Source organism: Pandoraea cepalis (assembly GCF_902459665.1).
Lineage (GTDB): Bacteria > Pseudomonadota > Gammaproteobacteria > Burkholderiales > Burkholderiaceae > Pandoraea > Pandoraea cepalis.
The window spans coordinates 1-21845 of sequence record NZ_CABPSL010000001.1 but is presented as its reverse complement, the minus strand read 5'-3'; the positions used below and the strand labels follow the sequence as shown (position 1 = coordinate 21845).

Here is a 21845-nt window from a genome sequence, read left to right as displayed (position 1 = left end):
AGGCGTCCCGCGTCCCCCAGTTGGGATTCCGGATCGCGAGCCCGTGATCGGCTCGCGATGTGGGTCGGCTATTTCGACGTGGCGGCGGCTTCCGATATCGCTGTCGAGGCCCCCGGCGCTACCGTTTGCGCAAGCACTGGCTTGAGTGCGATGCCGGTGTGGCTCGCCGCGACCTGCGTCAGCGCATCGGGTGACGTCGCGGCGACGACCGTCCCGCCGTTCTTGCCGCCCTCCGGGCCCATATCGACGATCCAGTCGGCTTCGGCAATCACATCGAGGTTGTGCTCGATGACGACGACGGTATGCCCGCCATTCACCAGCCGATGGAGCACATGGATCAGACGCGCCACGTCAGCCATGTGAAGGCCGACCGTGGGTTCGTCGAGCACATACAGCGTGTGCGGCGTCTTTTGTCCGCGGCGCGTGACGTCGTCGCGCACCTTGGTCAACTCCGTCACGAGCTTGATGCGCTGCGCCTCGCCCCCCGACAACGTCGGCGACGGTTGTCCCAGCGTGAGATAGCCGAGCCCGACGTCCTGCATCAGTTGCAGCGGATGCGCAATGCTCGGCATCGACGCGAAGAACTCGACGGCTTCGTCCACTTCCATCGTCAGCACGTCGCCGATGCTCTTGCCGCGCCACGTGACGGCCAGCGTCTCGGCGTTGAACCGCTGACCGTGACAGACGTCGCACAGCACCTTCACGTCGGCGAGGAAGCTCATGCCGATGGTGCGCACGCCCTGCCCCTCGCACGCCGGACAACGGCCTTCGCCGGTATTGAACGAGAAGCGCGACGCCGCATAACCACGGGCGCGGGCTTCGAGCGTATCGGCAAACAAGCGGCGAATCGTGTCCCAGAAGCCGATATACGTGGCCGGGCACGAGCGCGGTGTCTTGCCGATGGGCGTCTGATCGACTTCGAGCACGCGATCGATCGCCTCCCAGCCGGTCACCGACGCGCAACCGTGCCACGCGTGCACCACAGGACTGCGTGGCACCGCCGGTGCCGCCGACGTCGCACGCGGCTTACCGTCCGCCTTCACCGCGTGACGCACCGTGCCCTTGCGGGCACGTCGCTCGGCAGGTGACGACAGCACCGAACGCCCCACCGCGTCGAGCAGGTTCGTCATCAGCACGTCGCGTGCAAGCGTCGATTTGCCCGACCCCGACACGCCGGTAATGGCCGTGAGTCGCGCCAACGGCAACGACGCCGTCACGTCCTTCAGGTTGTGGAGCGTGGCGCCATGCACCGTCAGCCAATTCGGCGGCACCGCCTCGACGCCGGTCACAGGCGCAATGACTTCACGGCGCGGATGAATCGGGTGCTGCAACGGATGCGCCAGGAACTTGCCGGTCAGCGACTCGGGGTGCGAGGCCAGATCGGCGACGCTGCCCTGCGCGACCAGCATGCCGCCACGTTTGCCCGCACCGGGACCGATGTCGATGATGTGATCCGCGCGGCGAATCGTGTCTTCGTCGTGCTCGACCACCACCAGCGTGTTGCCCTGATCGCCCAACTTGCGCAACGCGCCGAGCAGAATGCCGTTATCACGCGGGTGCAGGCCGATGGTCGGCTCGTCGAGCACGTAGCAAACACCCTGCAGATTGCTGCCGAGTTGCGCCGCCAGTCGAATGCGCTGCGACTCGCCGCCCGAGAGCGTCGGCGCCGCGCGATCGAGCGTGAGATAGCCTAGCCCGACTTCCTCGAGAAATGCCAGACGTCCCTGAATCTCGCTGATCAGATCGCGCGCGATGCTCGCTTCGCGACCGTGCAATTCGAGGCCTTCGATCCACTCGCGCACATCGGTCACGGTCCACTGCGCAACGCCGGAGATCGCGTGCTCGTCGAACGTCACCGCGCGCGCGATGGTATTGAGCCGCGCCCCGTGGCAATCCGGACACGGCTGATCGCCCACGCCCTCCGGCTCCTGCTCTTCCGACGGCAACGAATGCTCGCGCCCCCGGTTGTCCTGATTGAGCACGGTGTCGTCGAACGCTTCGCGCTGCTCGCGCGTGAGCGCCAGGCCCGTGCCCACGCACGTTTGACACCAGCCATGCTTGCTGTTGAACGAAAACATGCGCGGATCGAGATCCGGATAGCTCGTGCCGCACACCGGACAGGCGCGCTTGACCGAGAACACCTCGATCTGGCCCACGCCTTCGCCCGGTTGCTCGTTGCCCATCGCGTCGCCGAGACCGTCGAGCGGCGCGAGCAGATGCATCACGCCCTTGCCTTGCTCGAGCGCCGCCGCCAGCAGCGTGCGCAGCAAGCCTTCGGTCTCGGGCGTGACGATCACGTCGCCCACCGGCAGTTCGATGGTGTGCTCTCGGAATCGATCGAGCTTTGGCCACGGGTCGACCGGGAGGAACACCCCATCGACACGCAGATGCGAATGCCCGCGCGCCTTGGCCCACTTCGCGAGATCGGTGTAGATCCCCTTGCGGCCCACGACCAGCGGCGCGAGCAGCCCCACATGCTGGCCGCGCCGATCGCGCATCAGTTGCGCGACGATGGAATCGGGGCTTTGCGCCGTAACGGGCGAACCGTCGTGAATGCAGTGTTGAATGCCGAGCTTGACGTACAGCAGACGCAGGAAGTGCCAGACTTCGGTCGTGGTCGCCACCGTACTCTTGCGTCCGCCGCGCGAGAGGCGCTGTTCGATGGCGACCGTCGGTGGGATGCCATACACCGCATCCACTTCCGGGCGCCCCGCCGGTTGCACGATGGACCGCGCATAGGCGTTGAGCGATTCGAGATAGCGGCGCTGCCCTTCGTTGAAGAGGATGTCGAAGGCCAGCGTCGACTTGCCCGACCCCGAGACACCCGTGATCACACTGAACTTGCCGCGCGGAATGGCGACGTCGAGCGCTTTCAGGTTGTGCTCGCGGGCGTTGACGATACGAATGTCATTGCCGCCGGCCGGCTTGCGCTGCGTGCGTGCCGCACGCAAGGCGGTTTGCAGCGGCATGCCCGGGTCGCCGACGGCGCTCGTCACCGCCGCCGATCGGCCGGGCGCCACCACGTTACGTTCATAGTCGGCCAGGGCGCGCCCGGTGTGCGACCCCTCGCACGCCACCACCTGCGCGAGCGTACCCGCGCACAGCACTTCACCGCCGCCCTCGCCGCCTTCCGGCCCAAGGTCGATGATCCAGTCGGCCGCGCGCACCACATCGAGATTGTGTTCGATGACGAGCAGCGAATTGCCGCCGTCGAGGAGCTTGGCGAACGCGCGCATGAGCTTGGCGATGTCGTCGAAATGCAGCCCCGTCGTCGGCTCGTCGAAGATGAAGAGCCGTCCGCGATGCGCGACCTTCTGCCCGCTCGCCGTCTTCTTCTGCGCCGCTTCCGCGAGGAACCCCGCGAGCTTCAAGCGCTGGGCTTCGCCGCCCGAGAGCGTGGGCACCGGCTGGCCGAGCTTCACGTATTCGAGACCCACGTCGACGATCGGCTGCAAGACGCGCAGCACGTCGCGATCCGACGAAAACAGCTTCACCGCCTCGTTGACCGTCAACTCGAGCACATCCGACACGCTCAACTCGCGCATTGCCTCGCCGGGCACGGCGCGCTGAATCTTCACGTCGAGCACTTCGGCGCGATAGCGCTTGCCGTCGCAATCGGGGCAACGCAGATACACGTCGCTCAGGAACTGCATCTCCACGTGTTCGAAGCCCGAGCCGCCGCATGTCGGGCAGCGCCCGTTGCCGGAATTGAAGCTGAAGGTACTGGCGTTGTAGCCCCGTTGCAGCGCCGCTGGCACGGCTGCGAACAGTTTGCGAATCTCGTCGAACGCGCCGACATAGCTCGCCGGGTTAGAGCGTGCCGTCTTGCCGATCGGCGACTGATCGACGAACACCACGCCCGACAATTGTTCGGCGCCGATGAGTTCGTCGTGGGCCCCCGGGGCTTCGGTCGGGTCGCCGAAGTGGCGCGCGAGTGCCGGGTTGAGCACGTCCTGCACCAGCGTCGATTTGCCGGATCCGGACACGCCGGTCACGCACACGAGCCGCCCAAGCGGAATCTCGACACTGACCTGCTTGAGGTTGTGTTCGCGCACGCCGGTGAGCCTGAGGCGCGGCGTCGCGGCGTCGACCGGGCGCGCGCGCCAGTTCGACGCGTTCGCCACGTGCTTGCGTCCGCCCAGGTAGCTGCCGGTCAGCGTATCGGCATGACGCACCTCATCGGGCGTGCCGTCGAAGACGATCTGGCCGCCGCGCTCTCCCGGCCCGGGCCCCATGTCGATCACGCGGTCGGCGGCCAGCATCACCGCCGGATCGTGCTCGACCACTACCAGCGTATTGCCCGCGTCACGCAGGCGATGCATGGCGGCGACGATGCGGTCCATGTCGCGCGGATGCAGACCGATACTTGGCTCGTCGAGCACGAAGAGCGTGTTGACGAGCGACGTGCCGAGCGCCGTCGTCAGATTGATACGCTGCACTTCGCCGCCCGAGAGCGTACGGCTCTGACGGTCGAGCGTGAGGTAACCGATGCCGACGTCGCACAGATACTTCAGCCGCGTGCCGACCTCTTCCTGCAACAGCTTGAGGGCGTCGTCGAGCAGGCTCGACGGCAACGTGAGCGAATCGAAGAACTGACGCACACGCGAAATCGGCATGAGCATCAGGTCGTGCATGGTGAGACCGGGCAGCGCTTCGAGCGACTCGCGCGACCACGCCACGCCACGCGGCATGACGCGCTGGGCGGGCGGCAGAACCGCGTCGGCGTTCTCCTTCGAGCCGAGCCGCCAGAGCAAACCCTCCGTCTTCAGGCGAGCACCGCCGCAGGTCTCGCACATGGTGTAGCTGCGGTACTTCGAGAGCAGCACGCGAATGTGCATCTTGTACGCCTTCGACTCCAGATAGCCGAAGAAGCGGCGGATGCCATACCACTGCTTGTTCCACTCGCCTTTCCAGTCGGGATCGCCTTCAATGACCCACTCGCGATGCTCGGGCGAGAGTTTCGACCAGGGCGTGTCGCGCGGAATGCTCGCCTTGCCCGCGTATTCGAGCAGGTCGTCCTGAATTTCTTTCCACGCCGGCGTCTGAATGGTCTTGATCGCGCCGCCGCGCAGCGTCTTGCGCTCGTCCGGGATCACCAGACCGAGGTCGACACCGATCACGCGGCCGAACCCGCGGCAGGCTTCGCAGGCGCCATAGGCCGAGTTGAACGAGAAGAGCGCCGGTTGCGGATCCGCGTAGTGCAGGTCGCTGTCGGGGCAGTGCAGATCCTGCGAATAGCGCCAGATGTCGGGCTCACCTTCGTCGGCCAGCACGTAGACATTCACACGGCCGCGCCCGCGCTTGAGCGACGCCTCGATGGCTTCCATCGCGCGCGCCTTCTCGGTGTTCTGCAGGCGGAAGCGGTCGGCGACGACATCGAGCACCTTGCGCGCGCCGTCTGCCGATGCGACTTCGCGTTCGGCCTGCACGCGCGTGTAGCCCGATGCCGAAAGCCATTGCTCGACCTCATCGGCCGTGACACTGCCCGGCAACTCGACGGGGAACGTAACGACCAGACGCGGATCGCCGGGCGCGGTGCGCGCCATCAGGTCGGCGTAGATCGTCTCGGGGGTGTCGTGTCGCACCGGCTGTGCCGTCTCACGATCGAACAGCGCCGCCGCGCGGGCGAACAGCAGCTTGAGGTGGTCGTTGAGTTCGGTCATCGTGCCGACCGTCGAGCGCGAGCTGCGCACGGGGTTGGTCTGATCGATGGCGATGGCCGGCGGCACGCCTTCCACGTGATCGACCTGCGGACGATCCATGCGGTCGAGGAACTGGCGGGCGTAGGCACTGAAGGTTTCGACGTAGCGGCGCTGGCCTTCGGCAAACAGCGTGTCGAAGACCAGGCTCGACTTGCCGGAACCGGACGGGCCGGTCACGACGGTCATTTCACCGGTCTGGAGATCGACGTCGAGATTCTTGAGGTTGTGCTGGCGGGCACCACGAATACGAATGGCGTGGTTGGACGACGGGTCGGGTTTCGGGGATGAGGTATCCACTGGATCAGGGCCGCTTGGTTGACAATGAACAGCGTGACGTCTGACAGCGCGCGTGCGCGCCTCGGGGGAACTACTGTATCAGGCCGATGCGACAGTCGCTGACAGCATCCACGCGTCGCTCGGCTTGACGTGATTGTACTGTATATTTGTACAGCATTCACACCACCCCCGAAGGCGCGGCAGCACCTCATTGCATGCCTCGCCGAGCGCTTCAATTTCACGCCTGTGTCGATGGAGTAGCATGACGGCATCCGGACTCTCTTTCGCACAACATGGGTGCCCTCCTTGCGGCGCGCGGCGTGATCGTGCGTGCCACGTCTTCCGTCGCGCATGTCATGCACATCACGCGGCGCAACGCCTCGAACGCCCCGCAACGCCCCGTTACCCGCCTTGCCGGCCTCACGTCGCTGCTGCCGCTCGTTGTGCTCGCGGCGTGCGCAGGCGCACCGCAACCGCCCACGGCGTCCCCGCCGGCGGCGACCGCCACCGCGACACGCTACAACATCAGCCGCTTCCCCATCGAGCATTACGATCAGAACGTCGATCATTGGATCCGGCCCGATGCGCCCGACTACGATCGTCCGCTGCTCTCCGCGCAGGAGCAAACGCGTCGGTTCGAGGCCTTCCGCGCGCGCTACTTCGGCACTTCGCCGCGCGACCCATCGCCATGGAACGGTACGTGGCTGTCGACATCGCTGCTCAACGCCGCCGGCGCCCAGCAGATCGCGGATTCGCAAGCGCGGCGCGCCAGACGTTTCGATAACGGCGTGCCCGGCGTTGCCAAGACCTATGGCGAGAACTTCCATGCGCACACGTCGGCGTGGATCCGCGCCATCGAAACCAACATGGCGCTGGCGCAACTCGACGCCGATCAGGCCGGTGGGCAATACGATCCGCGCCGTCGCGGCATCACTGTCGATAACGCGCTGGTACGACAGCTCCCCACGCACGACCCGGCCTTCTACGATTTTCATCAGGCGGGCGAAGGCTATCCGTTCGATGCCCTGCAGGACTCCGCGCTGCGTCCCGGCACGCCGGTCTACACGCTCGCCCGCAGCGCCGACGGTGCGTGGCTGCTCGTCTATTCGCCGGATCTGATCGGCTGGGTCGATGCCCGCACCGTGGCCTCGGTCGACGAGCATTTCATCGCCACGTGGCGTGACGCGGCACAGCGCCGCCTCGGCGCCATCGTGCGCGCCGACGTGGCCTTGGCCGACACGCCGCCCGGCGCGACCGCGCCCATCTACCGAACGTTTGCACCGATCGGCACCGTGCTGCCTGTGATGTTGCGCGACGGGCAACAGGTCGCGATGTTCCCCGTGGCCGATCTTCGGCGTCAGGCACACATTCGCACGACCGCGCTCGACGCCTCGACGCTGGTGCCGATGCCATGGACAATCACGCCGCGTCATATGGCGCAGGTGATGAAGCAACTGATCGGACGTCCGTACGGGTGGGGCAACACGCTGTTCTACAACGACTGCTCGGCAGAGACGCGCAGTCTCTTCGCCCCGTTCGGCGTGTGGCTGCCGCGCCATTCGTCGGATCAGTTACGGGCGGGCGTACGCACCGACCTGCGCGCCGCCGATATCGACACAAGGTTGCGCACGCTGGCCGAGCGCGGTCGGCCGCTGATGACGCTCATCCATATCAATGGCCACATCATGCTGTACCTGGGCAATGCGCAGCGCGACGGCGAAAGCGTGCCGATGACCTATCAGAACGTGTGGGGACTGTCGCCGGCGGATAACAGTCGTCGCAATGTCATCGGTGGCTCGGTGATCCTGCCGTTGCTCAAAACTTACCCGGAAGATCCCGAGGCTCGCTCGCTCGCGGGCAAGTCGCTGTTTGAGATCAGCGTGATCGGCAGCGAGACCTCGGCAAACGGGGACGCCACGCGCGTACCGAGCACGGATACTCCGGAGGAGATGCCACAGTAAGGCGCTCGCCGGCGCGGTGCCGCAAAGCCTATAAGACGCTTGCGCACCGCCTGCGCCGGCGGATCACTGCCGAATCAGCGCCATCGCGCAGTCGAGCACGGTGCGCTTGAGATCGGCCATGCCTTCGGGCGGCAGGAACGGTCCCATCATGTGGCGATACGACACTGTCTTGCTGATGGCCGACGTCAGCATGAAAAACATCACGTCGGCGTCCTGCCCAGGGCGCTTCTGCGCTTCGAGCCAGTCGGCCACGAGCGGCACCATCGCGTCGCGATACGGACGCACCAGTCGCTGCATGATGATGTCGAGCCGCTCGCCTTCCTCGGTCGCGGCCGTCGAGAAGAACATACCGATGTCCGGATTCTCGAAAACGACCTCCACGAACACCCGTACCGCCTGCTCGATACGCTCGGCAGGTTCCAGCGGCGCGTGCCGCAGCGCCAGCGTCTGCTCGATCATCGAGCGCGTGAGCGTCGCGATCTGATCGACGACCGCGACCCACAGGGCCTCCTTCGAGCCGAAGTGGTGCGAGATCAGGGCGGCGTCGACCCCGGACGCCTCCGCGATCTGCCGCACGCTGCTCGCATAGAAACCGCGCTGCGCAAAGATACGCCGCGCGTTGAGCAACAACGCGTCGGCCCCATGCGAGCCGTTGCACGTGGGACGCCCACGTGTGCGTTTGCGGGGCGGTTCAGCTTGCGAGACGGCTTTGTTCGGAGTCATTGAGCGATGGGTGGGTCGAGTTCGCGACAGCAATGCGCCAAGTCTACCCGACCCGAACGCCGCTGCCTGCCCAGGCAATTGCCATTTGACACGCCGGGGCCACGCTCGCTATTATGCGCTTATTCATCACTTGTTGAATTTGGCATTTCCCCCAAATGTCTCGTGCAAACCGAATCGTGATTGTCGGTGGCGGTATCGCCGGCCTGAAGCTGGCAACGCGGCTGGGCCGCACGCTCGGGCTTGCCGGCACGACGCACGTGACGCTGGTCGACAGTCACCCCACCCATCTTTGGAAGCCGATGCTGCACACCGTGGCGGCGGGCACGCGCGACGTCACTCATACACAGGTGACGTATCTTGCCCACGCGTGCGGCAACGGCTTTACGTATCAGGCGGGGCGCATGTGCGGGCTGGATAGAACGCGCCGAGAGATTGTGCTTGGGGAGATGGACGCGCCCGACGGCTCGCGTTTGTTGGGCGAGCGTCGTGTGCCATACGACGCGCTCGTGCTGGCGCTCGGCTCGCAGGCCGACGATGCGTGTCTGCCCGGTGTGCGCGACGTCTGCCATTTCATCGACAGTCAGCCGCAGGCCGAGGCATTTCAAGCGGCGTTGCGATGTGAAGCGCTGCGCAGCGCCGTGAACGACGACGCGCTGCGTGTCGTGATCGCCGGTGGCGGCGCCACGGGCGTGGAACTCGCGGCGGAGCTGAGCCGCACGTTTGCGCTGGCGGCCGGCTATGGCGATCCGCGCATTGGCGAGCGGCTGAAGCTCACGCTCGTCGAGAGCGGCCCGCGTGTGCTTGGGGCGTTTCCGCCGGAGGTGTCCGAGTCGACGCAGGCGGGGCTCGAGCGCCTGGGCTTTCGCGTGCTGACGGACACCCGCATTGTGTGCGCCGACCGTGACGGTTTCTATCGTGACGACGGTCAGTTGATTCCCGGCGATCTGCTCGTGTGGGCGGCCGGCGTGAAGGCGCCGGACGTCTTGCGGGGCATTGGCGGACTCGCGACCAACGCGGCCAACCAGATCGTGGTGCGCCCGACGTTGCAGACGGCGCAAGACGAGCGAATCTTTGCGCTTGGCGACTGTGCGTCGCTCGTGCCCGCGAAGGGCGAGTGCCCGTTGCCGCCGACGGCCCAGGTCGCCACGCAGCAGGCGGCGCATCTTGGCCGACATCTTGGCGCATGGTTTGAGGGACGCGCGATTCCGCCGTTCGTCTATCGCGATCCTGGCGCGTCGGTCTCGCTTTCCGGCTACAACGCGTTTGGGGCCCTTGGGCGATTCGGCTTTTTCAAAGGTGGCATCGTGCGCGGACGCTTCGCGCAATGGAGCCACGCCATGTTGTATCGGCGCCATCAGCATGCGCTGCACGGGTTCGCCCGTGCGACGGTGCTGTTGGGCGCGGAAAAACTCGGCGGCCTTCGCGGGCCGCGCACCCGGCTGGCCTGACCATGCGAAGCGACCGAACTCACTGCCCCAAACGAAGCGGTACCCACCGCGATGCCTGCAAATCCCCGACGTCCGCGACGTCACGGACTTCGCGCACGTCGCGCGCCGCGCCGCGCGATCAAGGCGTGTGGCAACACACCGTGGCGATGCTCGATGCCGAACCGGTCGTGTGCCGGCCCGTCATTCCCTACACGCGCCGCGCGCCCATCGTGCGAGTGCTGGAGATCTCCAGCGAACTGACGATCACCGTGTCGTGGAACGACGCCATGGGCGGCAACTACGGTGCGCAGATCTGGCGCATTCGCCGGGCGAATCATCCTGGTGTTTGCGCGTTGACGGGCGAGACGATCGACGTGGGCGACTTCGTCTATCGGCCGCTGTTCGGCGATGTGCCGCCGCTCAATGTCGACGCGATGATATTGGCCGAGCCCATTCGTGCCATGCGCGAATCCAGCAGCCGGGAACTCGAACCGGCATAACACCGCGACTGACAACCCCGTATGGATCGGCCGCCGGGGTATTTGGTGCGAAGTCCGCGCGCGCCTCAAACACGGTGCGCGCACACGCCACGAGCCCGACACTCGATCCTTGATTCGTCGCGGTCGACAATCTTCCTGTCCCGTTGAACGACGCTCCGCACTCAGCGGAGCTTCGCCGCCCGGCGAAGCGCACAACGCCGTTTGCCCCCCCGTTCCGCGCGTCCTCCCCTCATTCCGCCCTTCGTCAGCCGAACGCCGCTGCCACCGCAGCGTTTCGGGCGACATTGACGACCGACGCGTTCTGACGTCGCGCCCGACGCATCCAGACTCGAAAATTCCCGACCAGAACAAGAAGTCTGTTTGTGACTTAACCCTTAGTCTTGCTAACGTTTTTAGTTGAACCACCGCCGCACTACCGCGGTGAAGTCCAACGTCTCAATGCCCCCCTCGTCACGTTCAGTGACATCCCACTCCGGCATCGCCGTTATCTCCCCACGCTGCGTAGGTCGATTACGCGTTGGCACGAGTGGCTGCCGTTGATGACGATCCACGCGTCGACCGTAATTCGCTCAATCCGCACTTTGAAATCGCCGCAAAGCCCTGATGCCGATCACCAAAACGAAAGCCGTGCTGCTGGCCTGTTCGCTGTTCGCGATGGCGGCGCAGGCGCAGCAAACCTCCACACCCACCCCCGCCGACACGGCGGCCGCCGCCCGAACAGGCGTCGAGCAAGACCAGTTGATCCAACAACAGCGAGAGGCACAACAACGCGAGGCGGCGGTCAACGCGCCATCGGTACGCTCAACACGTGACGATGCGCCTGTCTGGCCCGCGCTACCCAATGAGACCCCATGCTTTCGGATCGACACATTCGTCGTTGAAATCCCGACGACATCGCAAGAGACCCTCGGGGCAACCTCTGCCGAGACGCAGTCGCTGGGCCAATTAACGTTCGCCCAGGATTGGGTCGGGCACTATGCCGGCGCCTGCATAGGCAAGCAGGGATTGGACGCGCTTGTCAACGGCCTGCAAAAGGTCGTCTTAAGTCGCGGCTACCTCACGACGCGCGTGCTGCTGCCTGAACAGGACCTCGCGAGCGGTACGCTCCGATTCGCGTTGATCCCCGGCGTCATCCGTCACGTGCGCTTTGCCGATCCGGCGCTGCGGGGCACGTGGAAGAGCGCCTTCCCCACGCGTGACGGCGAGTTGCTGGATCTGCGTGATCTCGAGCAGGGTCTCGAGCAGATGAAGCGCGTGTCGAATCAGGACGTCTCGATGCAAATCGTGCCGGCGGATCTGCCGGGCCAGAGCGACGTCGTGCTCGATGTAACGCGCACCAAACCCTGGACCGTCGTGGCGTCTGTGGACAACGCCGGGTCACGCGCAACGGGTCAACTGCAAGGCAGCCTCTCGGCCGGTGTGTACAACCCGCTCGGCCTGAACGACATCTTCAATGTCGGGGTGTCACAGGATCTGCTGTTCAAAGACCACGATCTGGGCTCGCGCGGCTGGCATGGGAGCTACGCGATTCCGTGGGGCTACTGGAGCGCAACGCTCGCGGCCTACACCAGCCGCTACTACCAGCGAATTGCGGGCGTCAACGAGACGTTCATCGCAAGCGGCAACTCGAAGACGCTCGACGCCACGCTCAGCCGCGTGCTCTCCCGCAGCCAGAACCACGTGTTTGGCACCCAGCTCCGGCTGTCGCGCCAGTTCGGTCAAAGCTTCATTGAAGACATCGAGATCACACAACAGCGACGTAACAACACGCTCGTCGAGTGGGGCCTGACGGATCGGCACTATTTCGGTGCCGCGCAACTCGATGCGGCGCTTGCGTACCGGCAAGGAATCGGCGGGCTCGGTGCGCAGGATGACCTTCTCGCGGCCTCGGGAGGCCCGACTTATCGCTATCGCATGGCCGTGCTCGACGCGAACCTCGCCGTCGGCTTTGCCGTGGCGCAGCAGCCGGTTCGCTACGTGACGACCTTCCACGGCCAATACACCGGCAACACGCTTTACTACATCGACAACCTTTCCATCGGCAGCCGCTACACCGTGCGGGGCTTCGACGGCGAGACGATGCTCTCGGCGGCGCGCGGATTCTATTGGCGCAACGAGCTTCAGGTGCCGCTCGGTCAGACCGGACAGTCCGTCTACGCGGGACTCGATTACGGCCGGGTCTGGGGACCGCAACCCGTCGCGCAAGACGGCACACAGCTCGTCGGCGCCGTCATCGGTCTCAAGGGGAGCGTTGCCACCCGCTTTGGCGGCTACGGCTACGACGTGTTCCTGGGCACACCGATCTACAAGCCATCCGGTTTTCCCACAGCGCAAGTCACGGTCGGATTTCAACTGACCGCCCAACTTTGAGGCTTCCAGCGCACCGAGGTGGCAAGCCGCTCCGCATTGCGATGACGGTATCCGCATTCCATGACCGCCTGGCGGATCCCCGCCGCGGCATCTCTCTTCAGGTCGTTCACGAAAATGAATAAGAACCTTTTCCGATTGGTGTACAGCCGGCCACGGGGCATGCTGGTGGCGGTAGCTGAAACGGCCAGCGCGGGCGGTAAGGCGGATGCCCGTCAGACACGACGCCTCGGTTCGGCCCGGCAGGTTTCGCGGCGCCTCTCGTGCGTCTCGCTTTTCTCGATGCGATGCGTGGCCTTCGCCACCCTCGTGACATTGGGGGCGGTGCCCATACGGGTGCAGGCGCAAGTGACGGGCTCGGGTGAGCGAGCCCCTTCCGTCGTGCAGACCCCGAACGGTCTCCCGCAAATCAACATCAACACGCCCAGCGCGGCGGGCGTGTCTCAGAACACCTATTCCCAGTTCGATGTGCCGCGCGGCGGCGCGATCCTGAACAACGCGTCCGCGATGACGCAGACGCAGCAGGCCGGGATGATCAACGGCAACCCGAACCTTGGCCCGGGCCAATCCGCGAGGATTATTCTGAATCAGGTCAACAGCACCGCGCCGAGCCAGCTAAGAGGCTTTCTAGAGGTCGCGGGCAGCCGGGCCGAAGTCATCGTGGCAAACGGGTCGGGGATCGTGGTCGATGGCGGCGGCTTCATCAACACCACGCGCGGCATTCTTACGACCGGCACACCGATCCTCGATGCCAACGGTGGGCTGCGCGGCTTTCAGGTGACGGGTGGCAGCATTGCCGTTCAGGGCGCGGGGCTGAACGCGAGCAACGTTGACCAGGTCGATCTGATCGCCCGTGCGGTGCAGGCCAATGCCGCGATCTACGGCAATGCGCTGAACGTCGTCACCGGCACGAACCAGGTCGATCACGACACGCTTTCGGCGAGCGCCATCAGCAGCACTGGCGCCTCCCCGGGGGTCTCGATCGACGTCAGCGCACTCGGCGGCATGTACGCCAACCGCATCATGCTGGTGGGGACGGAGAAGGGCGTCGGTGTGTCGAACGCGGGCGAGATCGCCGCGCAAGCCGGCGACCTCACGCTTACCAGTGCGGGACAGCTCGTGCAGTCCGGCAAGCTGAACGCCAGCGGCAACGTCGGCATCGACGTGGGCAGCGTTGCCAACAGCGGGACGATCTACGCAAAACAGAGCACGAGCCTCCGCGCGTCGGACATCGTCACGAACGACGGGACGCTGGCGGCGCAACGAGATCTGTCTGTCATGGCGAGCCGCCTGACATCGACCGGTACGCTGGGCGCCGGCGTGAACGGCGACGGTTCGGTCGGCAGCGGCGGCGACCTGTCGGTAGCGGCATCGGCACAGCTCAACGTGAGCGGCCTTGGCGTGGCGGGCGGCAACGCGATGTTCACGGGCGGCGGGCTCAATCTCGCGGGCAGCGAAACGTCCACAAACGGTGACCTGACGTTGATAGCCAGCATAGGCGACCTGAACCTCGCTGGCGCGACCACGCGCGCAGCGGGGCAAGTGACGGCTCAGGTCGCGGGAGCGCTGATCAACGATTACGGCACGCTCGCGGGCGCTCAAGGCGTGACGCTCAACGCGGCCTGGCTCTCCAATGTGGCGGGCAAGATTGCGTCGCAAGCCATGCTCATTGCGCGGACCTCGGGCCAATTGACGAACCTGGGCGGCGAAATCGTCTCGGCAGGCACCATGCAATTGCGCGGCGGCGCCATCGCAAACGATCGTGGCACCCTGCAGAGCGGCGCTGCGCTGTCCCTCACGGGGGATTCGCTGGACAATACGGCGGGCCGCATCACCTCCCTGAATGGCGATGGTCTGACGGTCACGGTCACGGGTGCGCTCACGAACACGATCGGCACGACCGCCACCGGTTCGCAGGGGGGCGTAATCGGCGGCAATGGTGCTGTCACGCTCGTGGCGGGAAGCGTTGCGAACCAAGGCAAGGTGAGTGCGCAGACGGACCTGCAAGTCGGCACCGGGTCGCTCGATAACCGCGATGGCACGCTGCAAGCGGCGGGGAATACGTCGATCGACGCCGGCACGCAACTGACCAACCACCGCGGCAATATCGTCGCCGGTCAGGCCGCGACGGTGAGTGCCGCGACACTCGACAACAGTGCCGGGACTCTGCAGGCGACACAACTGTCGCTGGGTGCCACCAATCTCGTCAATCACGCGGGCACGATCACGCAGACGGGTACCGGGTCGATGCGCGTCGCCGTCCTGGGCTTGCTTGACAATTCGGCGGGCGGCACGCTGCAGACGAATAGCGTGGATCTCACGTTGGCGCCGTCCATGCTCGATAACCACGGCGGCACGATCACGCACGCGGGCGCCGGCGCGCTCACGGTGAATGCCGGGAACGGAACCGGCACGCTCTCGAATGCGGGCGGCAAGATCACCAGCAACGGGCAGGTCGTCGCGCGGGCGGGGAGCCTGGACAACGCAGCGGGTCTGATCATGGGGCAGACCGGGCTCACGGCGACGCTTGGCGGCGCAGTCGATAACGCAAACGGCAAGCTGCTGTCGAACACCGACCTGACGCTCACGAGCGACACGCTGGCGAACGATGGCGGCGAGATTGGCGCAGGCACGAACGAGACGATCCGCACCGGTTCACTGACAAACAAGGGCGGCGCCATCGTGGCGCCGAACCTGAGCTTGACGACGAACGCCACGTTGAACAACAGCGGCGGCAACGTGAAGGCGAATCAGTTGGCATTGTCCGCGACCCACCTTCTGAATCACGGGGGGACGATCACGCATTACGGTGCCTCGCCGATGACCATCGACGTCAGGCATACGCTCGACAACTCGGCGGGCGGCACGATCCAGAGTCACGCCCAGGATCTGACGCTTGCGCCTGCCCTTCTCAACAACAGCGGCGGCAAGATACTCGCCTCTGGAACGGGACGACTGACGATCGCGCCGGGCAACGGTGCGGGGACGCTGCTGAACGCAGGCGGCGAAATCATTGCGGGTGGGCAACTGACGCTGAACGTCGGCAGCCTGGACAACTCGGCGGGCATGCTTGCCGCAAGGGGCAACGCCACGGCGAAAGTGTCGGGTGACGTTAATAACACGCAAGGGGTCGCGCGCTCGCTCGCCTCCCTGTCCGTCATCGGCGGTGGTGCCCTCGACAATACGAACGGCCGGATCCAGTCGGGAGCCGACGGCGACGACAGCACGCTCGCGGTGCAGGTCGCGTCCATCGACAACACTCGCGGTCTCATCGGCAATCTCGGCACGGGCAACGCGACGATTCGGGGCGGCACGCGGGTCGTCAACGGCGCCGGCGCGATCACGGGCAATGGTCGTGTGGCCCTCAGGGCCTCGACAATCTCGAACACGTTGGGCGGACAACTGAGCGGCGCGACCGTCTCGATCGATGCCGACACGCTCGATAACACGGGCGGCGGGATCGGCAACCTGGCCGGTTCGCGCGGCGACGTGGCCATCAAGACGGTTGGGGCGCTCACGAATACCAGCGGCCAGATCGGTGCGACGAACGACCTGAACGTGACGGCGGCAACGCTCGCGGGTGGCGGCGCCTATGGTGCGGCCCACGACGTGGCGGTGAACGTCGAGGGCGACTTCGCGATGACGCCGACGTTGAAGCTGGCTGCGGGGCATGAGCTTGCGATTACGCTGCCCGGAACGTTCACGAACGACACACGGGTGGAAGCGGTTGAGAACCTGAACATCACGGCGGGGGATATCGCCAACAGCGGCACGATGATGGCTGGCGGGACACTTACGACGCACTCGAACACGCTGCAAAACACGGGCACCCTAGTGGGCGGCGACGTATCGCTCAATGCGACATCGCGGCTATCGAACGTCGGTCCAACGGCGCTCATTGGCGCGACAAACAGCGAAGGGACGCTGGAACTGCTGGCGCCGATCATCGAGAACCGCGACGACACGACGGCCACCGATACGCAGGCGACCGCCGCCATTTATGGCCTTGGCCGCGTTGTCCTCGCCGGGGGCAAGGACGCGAGCGGCAACTACACCCAGGCAAAGCTGATCCGCAACCAATCGGCCCTGATCCAGTCCGCACGCGATATGGCGCTGCACGCCAATCAGGTCACGAATACGCGGCGACAGATGCAGACGTCGGGCTTCACGTCGTCGGTCTCGGCGGATCTTCTCGCCAGTCTTGGCATCAGCCTGAGCGGACGTACCGGGAAAATCAATACGCGAGATCCTAACGCTATTGGTGGTGTGTACGTCGAACCGCCGCACGGGGGTGAATGGAACAGCGACTACATCTACACGAGTTACACGGGCGCAGCCGTGGCAAATACGGTGACATCGATTAGCCCGCAAGCGCAGATCGTGTCCGGCGCGGACTTGAATGCTTCGTCGGTGGGCCTGTTCCAGAACTACTGGAGCACGGTGTCGGCCGCAGGCGCGATCGCGGCACCGCTGACGCTCGACCAGAATAGCTGGCAAGGCCAGGTCGCCCCTGCCGTTCGCGTCAGGTACTCGGGGCAATATCACTACAACAATTACGACAATAGCAAGCACGACTGGCAATTGCCATTCGGCGATGCTCGCTTCGTGACGATGCGTCCCGGCGGCTTCACGCAGGTGGCACCTGCAGATACTCGAACCTACGCTCTGCCCGCCTACGAATCGACCTTTGTTGCAGGCGGCACGCTGTCGGGGACGGGAGTGAGCATCGACAATACGGCTGGCAATGCGGGCGTGATGCCGCTCGGCCTTGCGGCCGGCCAGTCGGTGACTGGCGTGAGCATCAGCGCGTTGGACGGCAAGGCGAGCGGTACGAGGGCGGTCACAACGTCCGTTCAGGGCAACAGGGTGCAGATCGATGCGGTCATCGCGCGGGCCACGGCGGTAAGCGTGATTGCCAACCTGACAATCCCGCAAGGGGGGTTGTTCCGGCCAGCCACCGCGCCGAACGCGACATACCTGATCGAGTCAAACCCTGCCTTTACGAACGTCAAGACGTTCCTGTCGAGTGACTACTACCTTCAGCAGATTGGGATAAATCCGCAAACGACCGCAAAGCGTCTGGGAGATGGCATGTACGAGCAGCAGCTTGTGCGAAACCAGATCACGGCGCTCACCGGCAAGGCAGTGCTCGGTCCCTACGGCGATACACAGGCGATGTATGAAGCGATGATGAACTCGGGCGCAGCCCTTGCGAAGTCGTTGAACCTGTCGTTAGGCATGAGCCTGTCTGCCGAGCAAGTCGCGGCACTCACCCGTCATGTAGTCATCATGCAAACGCAAATCGTCGATGGACAAGCCGTGCTGGTGCCGGTGGTCTATCTTGCGCAGACGGAACAGCAACAGATGAGCGGACCGCTGATCGCGGCGAACGACATCGACCTGAAGCAGACGCAGACGTTCACCAACAGCGGTACGGTGCAGGCGACCCGCGCGCTCACCATCGATGCTACGTCCATCGACAATGCATTTGGTGGGTTGCGAAGCGACGGAGTGATGTCGCTGACGACAAAGGGCGATGTCGACTTGAGTTCGGCCACAGTGAACGCCGGAAGTCTGACACTCAGCGCCGGGGGCGACCTGCTGCTGAACACGATCACGAGCCAGGTCAGTCAGGTGAGCACCACGGGTGCCACGCGCGTCTCGACGACGCTCGGTCCCATCGCAAGTGTGACGGTAAGGGGCGATGCCGCGATCGTGACAGGTGGCAATGTCGAGCAGAACGCAGGCACGCTGAACGTAGGCGGCAACCTCGGCATGGCCATTGGCGGCAACTGGGAACTTGGCACGGTACAGGCCGGCGAGCGGAAGGTCGTCGGGCGTGCGAACGGTGTATCGGATACCAACTTCAACGCGGCGACGGGGAGCGCAGTCACGGTGGGAGGCGTATCGCAGATAGGCGTGGGAGGTAATCTGACGGCCACGGGAGCGGCCCTCAACCTGAACGGAGGTGGCGCGCTGGCGGCGAAGGGCGATGTGACGTTGCGAGCGGCAGTGACGACCTCAACGTTACAAAGCAACAGCGCGGATAGCGACAGTAGCGGCAGTTACTCGGAATCGAAGCGGCAATCTGACGACGCGGTGATCGGCACAACCTTGCAAAGCGGCGACAGTCTCACGATTGCCTCAGGCAAGAATATCAACCTGGCGGGCAGCGGCATAACACTCGCCCAGGGCGCGGCAACGCTGGCGGCAGCCGGTGACATCAACATCGGTGAAATCACCGAGACGCACGAATTTCAAAGCCGGCACGACGGTAGTCGCAGTGGAGTGGTGAGCGGAAAAAGCACAACGAGTACGCTGGACATGAAAGCCACCCAAGCCAACGGCAGCCTGATTTCGGCGGACACCGTGGCGATCGCTGCGGGCAAGGATTTGAGCGTTCGGGGGAGCACGATTGTCGGAAACAAGGATGTCGTCCTACAGGCGGGTCACGATTTACGGATCGATTCGACGCAGAGCGTTAGCGAGACCCGTTCATTCCACGAGGAGACGAGCACGGGTCTGGGTTCGTCAGGTGGTGTAGGGATTTCGTACGGCACTAATGAGCAGAAGGACTGGGCCAACGACAGCAGCGTGACCCAAACGGGTACCCTTATCGGCAGCGTTAGCGGTAACGTCAGTATGGCGGCCGGCAATGACTTGCTGGTTCGTGGCAGCGAAATCGTCGCGGGTGGGAACATGACGGGCATCGGGCAAAACGTCACCATCGAATCCGCGCTCAATCGTGAGCATCACGACGAAACGCACGAGATGAAGAGCTCTGGCTTCACGTTGGCGGTTAAGTCGCCGGTGATCGACGCGATACAGAACGTTGCTGGGCAGGTGCGCGCGGCGGCGGATTCCGGCGGCGATACGCGTGTTTCCGCGTTGCGCGGTTACGCTGCGGCCAGTGGCGCCGTCGGCGCGCTTGGCGAAGGGAAGGGAGCGCTCGATGCGCTCGCCAGCGGTGCCAAACCGGAAGCCAAGATCGAGTTGAGCTGGGGGACGTCGAGTAGCAAGTCGACCTCGTCGTCCGACAGCGCGCAGAATATTTCGAGCAACATCAAGGCGGGAGGCACGGCGGCGTTCATCGCGACCGGGGACGCGGCGGCGGGGAAAGGCAACGTCAACATCATCGGCTCGAACATCGATGCGAAGGACGTTCTCCTGCAAGCCAACCATCAAGTCAACCTGAGTCACAGCACCGACACCGAGTCGTCGCGCAGCGAGAACGAGTCGAAGAGCGGCAGCGTAGGCGTGTCTTACGGAACGAGCGGATGGGGCGTATCGGCGTCGCTCTCGAAGTCGAACGGCGATGCCAACTCGGATTCCAAATTCCAGAACAACACCCACATCAACGCGAGCCAGACGGCGGTGATCGCGAGCGGTGGCGACACGAATATCGTCGGCGCGAACGTGAATGCCGACAAGGTCATTGCGCGCGTGGGTGGGGATCTGAACATCGCCAGCGTGCAGGATACGAGCGAGAGTTCCGCACATCAGCAGAGCACGGGCGGTGGGCTGAGCGTCAGTATGGGGGGCGCATCCGGCAGCCTCAGTTTCTCCCGTGGAAATGCGAGCGGCAACTATGCGGGCGTGGAGGAGCAATCCGGAATCCAGGCGGGCGGCGGTGGGTTTGACGTCGGCGTGATGGGTAACACCGATCTGAAGGGCGCCTACATTGCGAGCACCGCGGATCCGTCAAAGAATCAACTGACGACAGCCACGTTGACGTTCTCCGACATTGAGAACCATTCGGAATACAGCGCCAATAGTTTTGGTGTCGGTGGTGGCGCTACCGTTGGGAATGGCGGTGCGAACGAGCGTACGACGGGCAATAGCTCCGGCAAGAACACAGGTGGGATTTCTCCGATGTTGCCGCAAATGGAGAGCGCTAGCGAGCGTGCGACAACGCGCACGGGCGTAAGCGAAGGCACGATCACGCTGACCGATGAGGCGAAGCAGACGCAGGATCTGGCGAGTTTGAATCGCGATACTGCTGACTTGAATGGGACGGTAACTCGCACGCCTGATTTACAGGACCTGCTCAACGACCAGTCGCGTTTGATGCAAGCGGCGACGGCAGCCGGTGAAGCCGTCGCGCGCGACATCGGAACTTATGCTGATAGGAAAGCCGATGAGGCGAGAAAGCTGGCGGAGAAGACCAACGATCCGGCGTTGAAGGCGCAGTACTTACAGGAAGCGAAAGACTGGTCTGAAGGCGGCGACTACCGCGCAACGATGCACGCGGCAGGTGGCGCGATCGTGGCGGGTCTCGGGGGCGGCAATGCGCTGGGTGGTGCGTTGGGTGCGGGGCTGACGTCAAAGCTTAGCGGGGTACTGAATGAGTTGAGTAACGAAATTAAGAATGCTAGTCCAACAGGCAACGCAGATATCGATCAAGCATTGGCCCAGATTGTGGTCACGGGTATAGGTACTGCGGTAGGTGCTGTGGCGGGAGGGACTTCGGGGGCGGTTACTGGGTTCAATACTGATCGGTTTAATCGGCAGTTGCATCCGGATGAGAAGCAATGGATTAACGACCGGGAATCGGCGTATGCGAAGAAATATGGATTGACGCCCGAGCAGGCGCGAGACGAACTGACAATGCAGGCCAATTTGCAGGTGCAGAGCGGTACGCCAGGCACCTGGAACCAACGCGCGAGTGACTTTCTGAGGCAAGCACATGGCATGTTGCCGGCTGACGGTAACAGCGGGCCCGGGTATATGTTTTTTGCGACACCGGAGCAGAAGGCGAACGTCGATATGTATGCGAAGCACTACGCGAACGGCACTGGTATGAATGTGCCGGTGACCTGTCCTGAAAATTTCGTACCAATCAAATCTAGGGATAATGGCTCCTCAGCTCAGATGAGGAGTTGGCATGAA

At 64.4% G+C, this 21845-nt stretch carries 7 protein-coding genes; 5 read left to right on the top strand and 2 right to left on the bottom strand.

Annotation, left to right across the window (positions count from 1 at the left end; all coding sequences use genetic code 11):
- Positions 1-68 precede the first annotated feature (68 nt).
- Entirely contained in the window at positions 69-5999 is a 5931-nt protein-coding gene (uvrA, locus tag PCE31106_RS00035; protein ID WP_150561964.1) for an excinuclease ABC subunit UvrA, read from the bottom strand.
- A gap of 272 nt (positions 6000-6271) precedes the next feature.
- Here uvrA and PCE31106_RS00030 point away from each other — a divergent pair, with 272 nt between their 5' ends.
- Entirely contained in the window at positions 6272-7939 is a 1668-nt protein-coding gene (locus PCE31106_RS00030) for an SH3 domain-containing C40 family peptidase (RefSeq protein ID WP_150561963.1), read from the top strand.
- Positions 7940-8002: 63 nt separating this feature from the next.
- Here PCE31106_RS00030 and PCE31106_RS00025 read toward each other — a convergent pair whose 3' ends face one another.
- Positions 8003-8662 (bottom strand): TetR/AcrR family transcriptional regulator, encoded by a 660-nt coding sequence (locus PCE31106_RS00025; RefSeq protein WP_150561962.1) that lies wholly within the window; start codon positions 8660-8662, stop codon positions 8003-8005.
- A 155-nt stretch (positions 8663-8817) separates the two neighbouring features.
- Here PCE31106_RS00025 and PCE31106_RS00020 point away from each other — a divergent pair, with 155 nt between their 5' ends.
- The 4 genes from PCE31106_RS00020 to PCE31106_RS00005 all read left to right on the top strand — a co-directional run.
- On the top strand, positions 8818-10110 hold the full coding sequence (locus PCE31106_RS00020) for an NAD(P)/FAD-dependent oxidoreductase (RefSeq protein WP_150561961.1): 1293 nt from the start codon (positions 8818-8820) through the stop codon (positions 10108-10110).
- Positions 10111-10235: 125 nt separating this feature from the next.
- Complete coding sequence (locus tag PCE31106_RS23915) at positions 10236-10589, top strand: DUF3331 domain-containing protein (RefSeq protein ID WP_174974907.1); 354 nt, start codon at positions 10236-10238, stop codon at positions 10587-10589.
- Positions 10590-11192: 603 nt separating this feature from the next.
- Positions 11193-12959, top strand: a complete 1767-nt coding sequence (locus PCE31106_RS00010) for a ShlB/FhaC/HecB family hemolysin secretion/activation protein (protein ID WP_150561959.1) — start codon at positions 11193-11195, stop codon at positions 12957-12959.
- A gap of 114 nt (positions 12960-13073) precedes the next feature.
- The coding region (locus tag PCE31106_RS00005; protein ID WP_150562492.1) for a hemagglutinin repeat-containing protein at positions 13074-21845 on the top strand (8772 nt) is incomplete at its 3' end.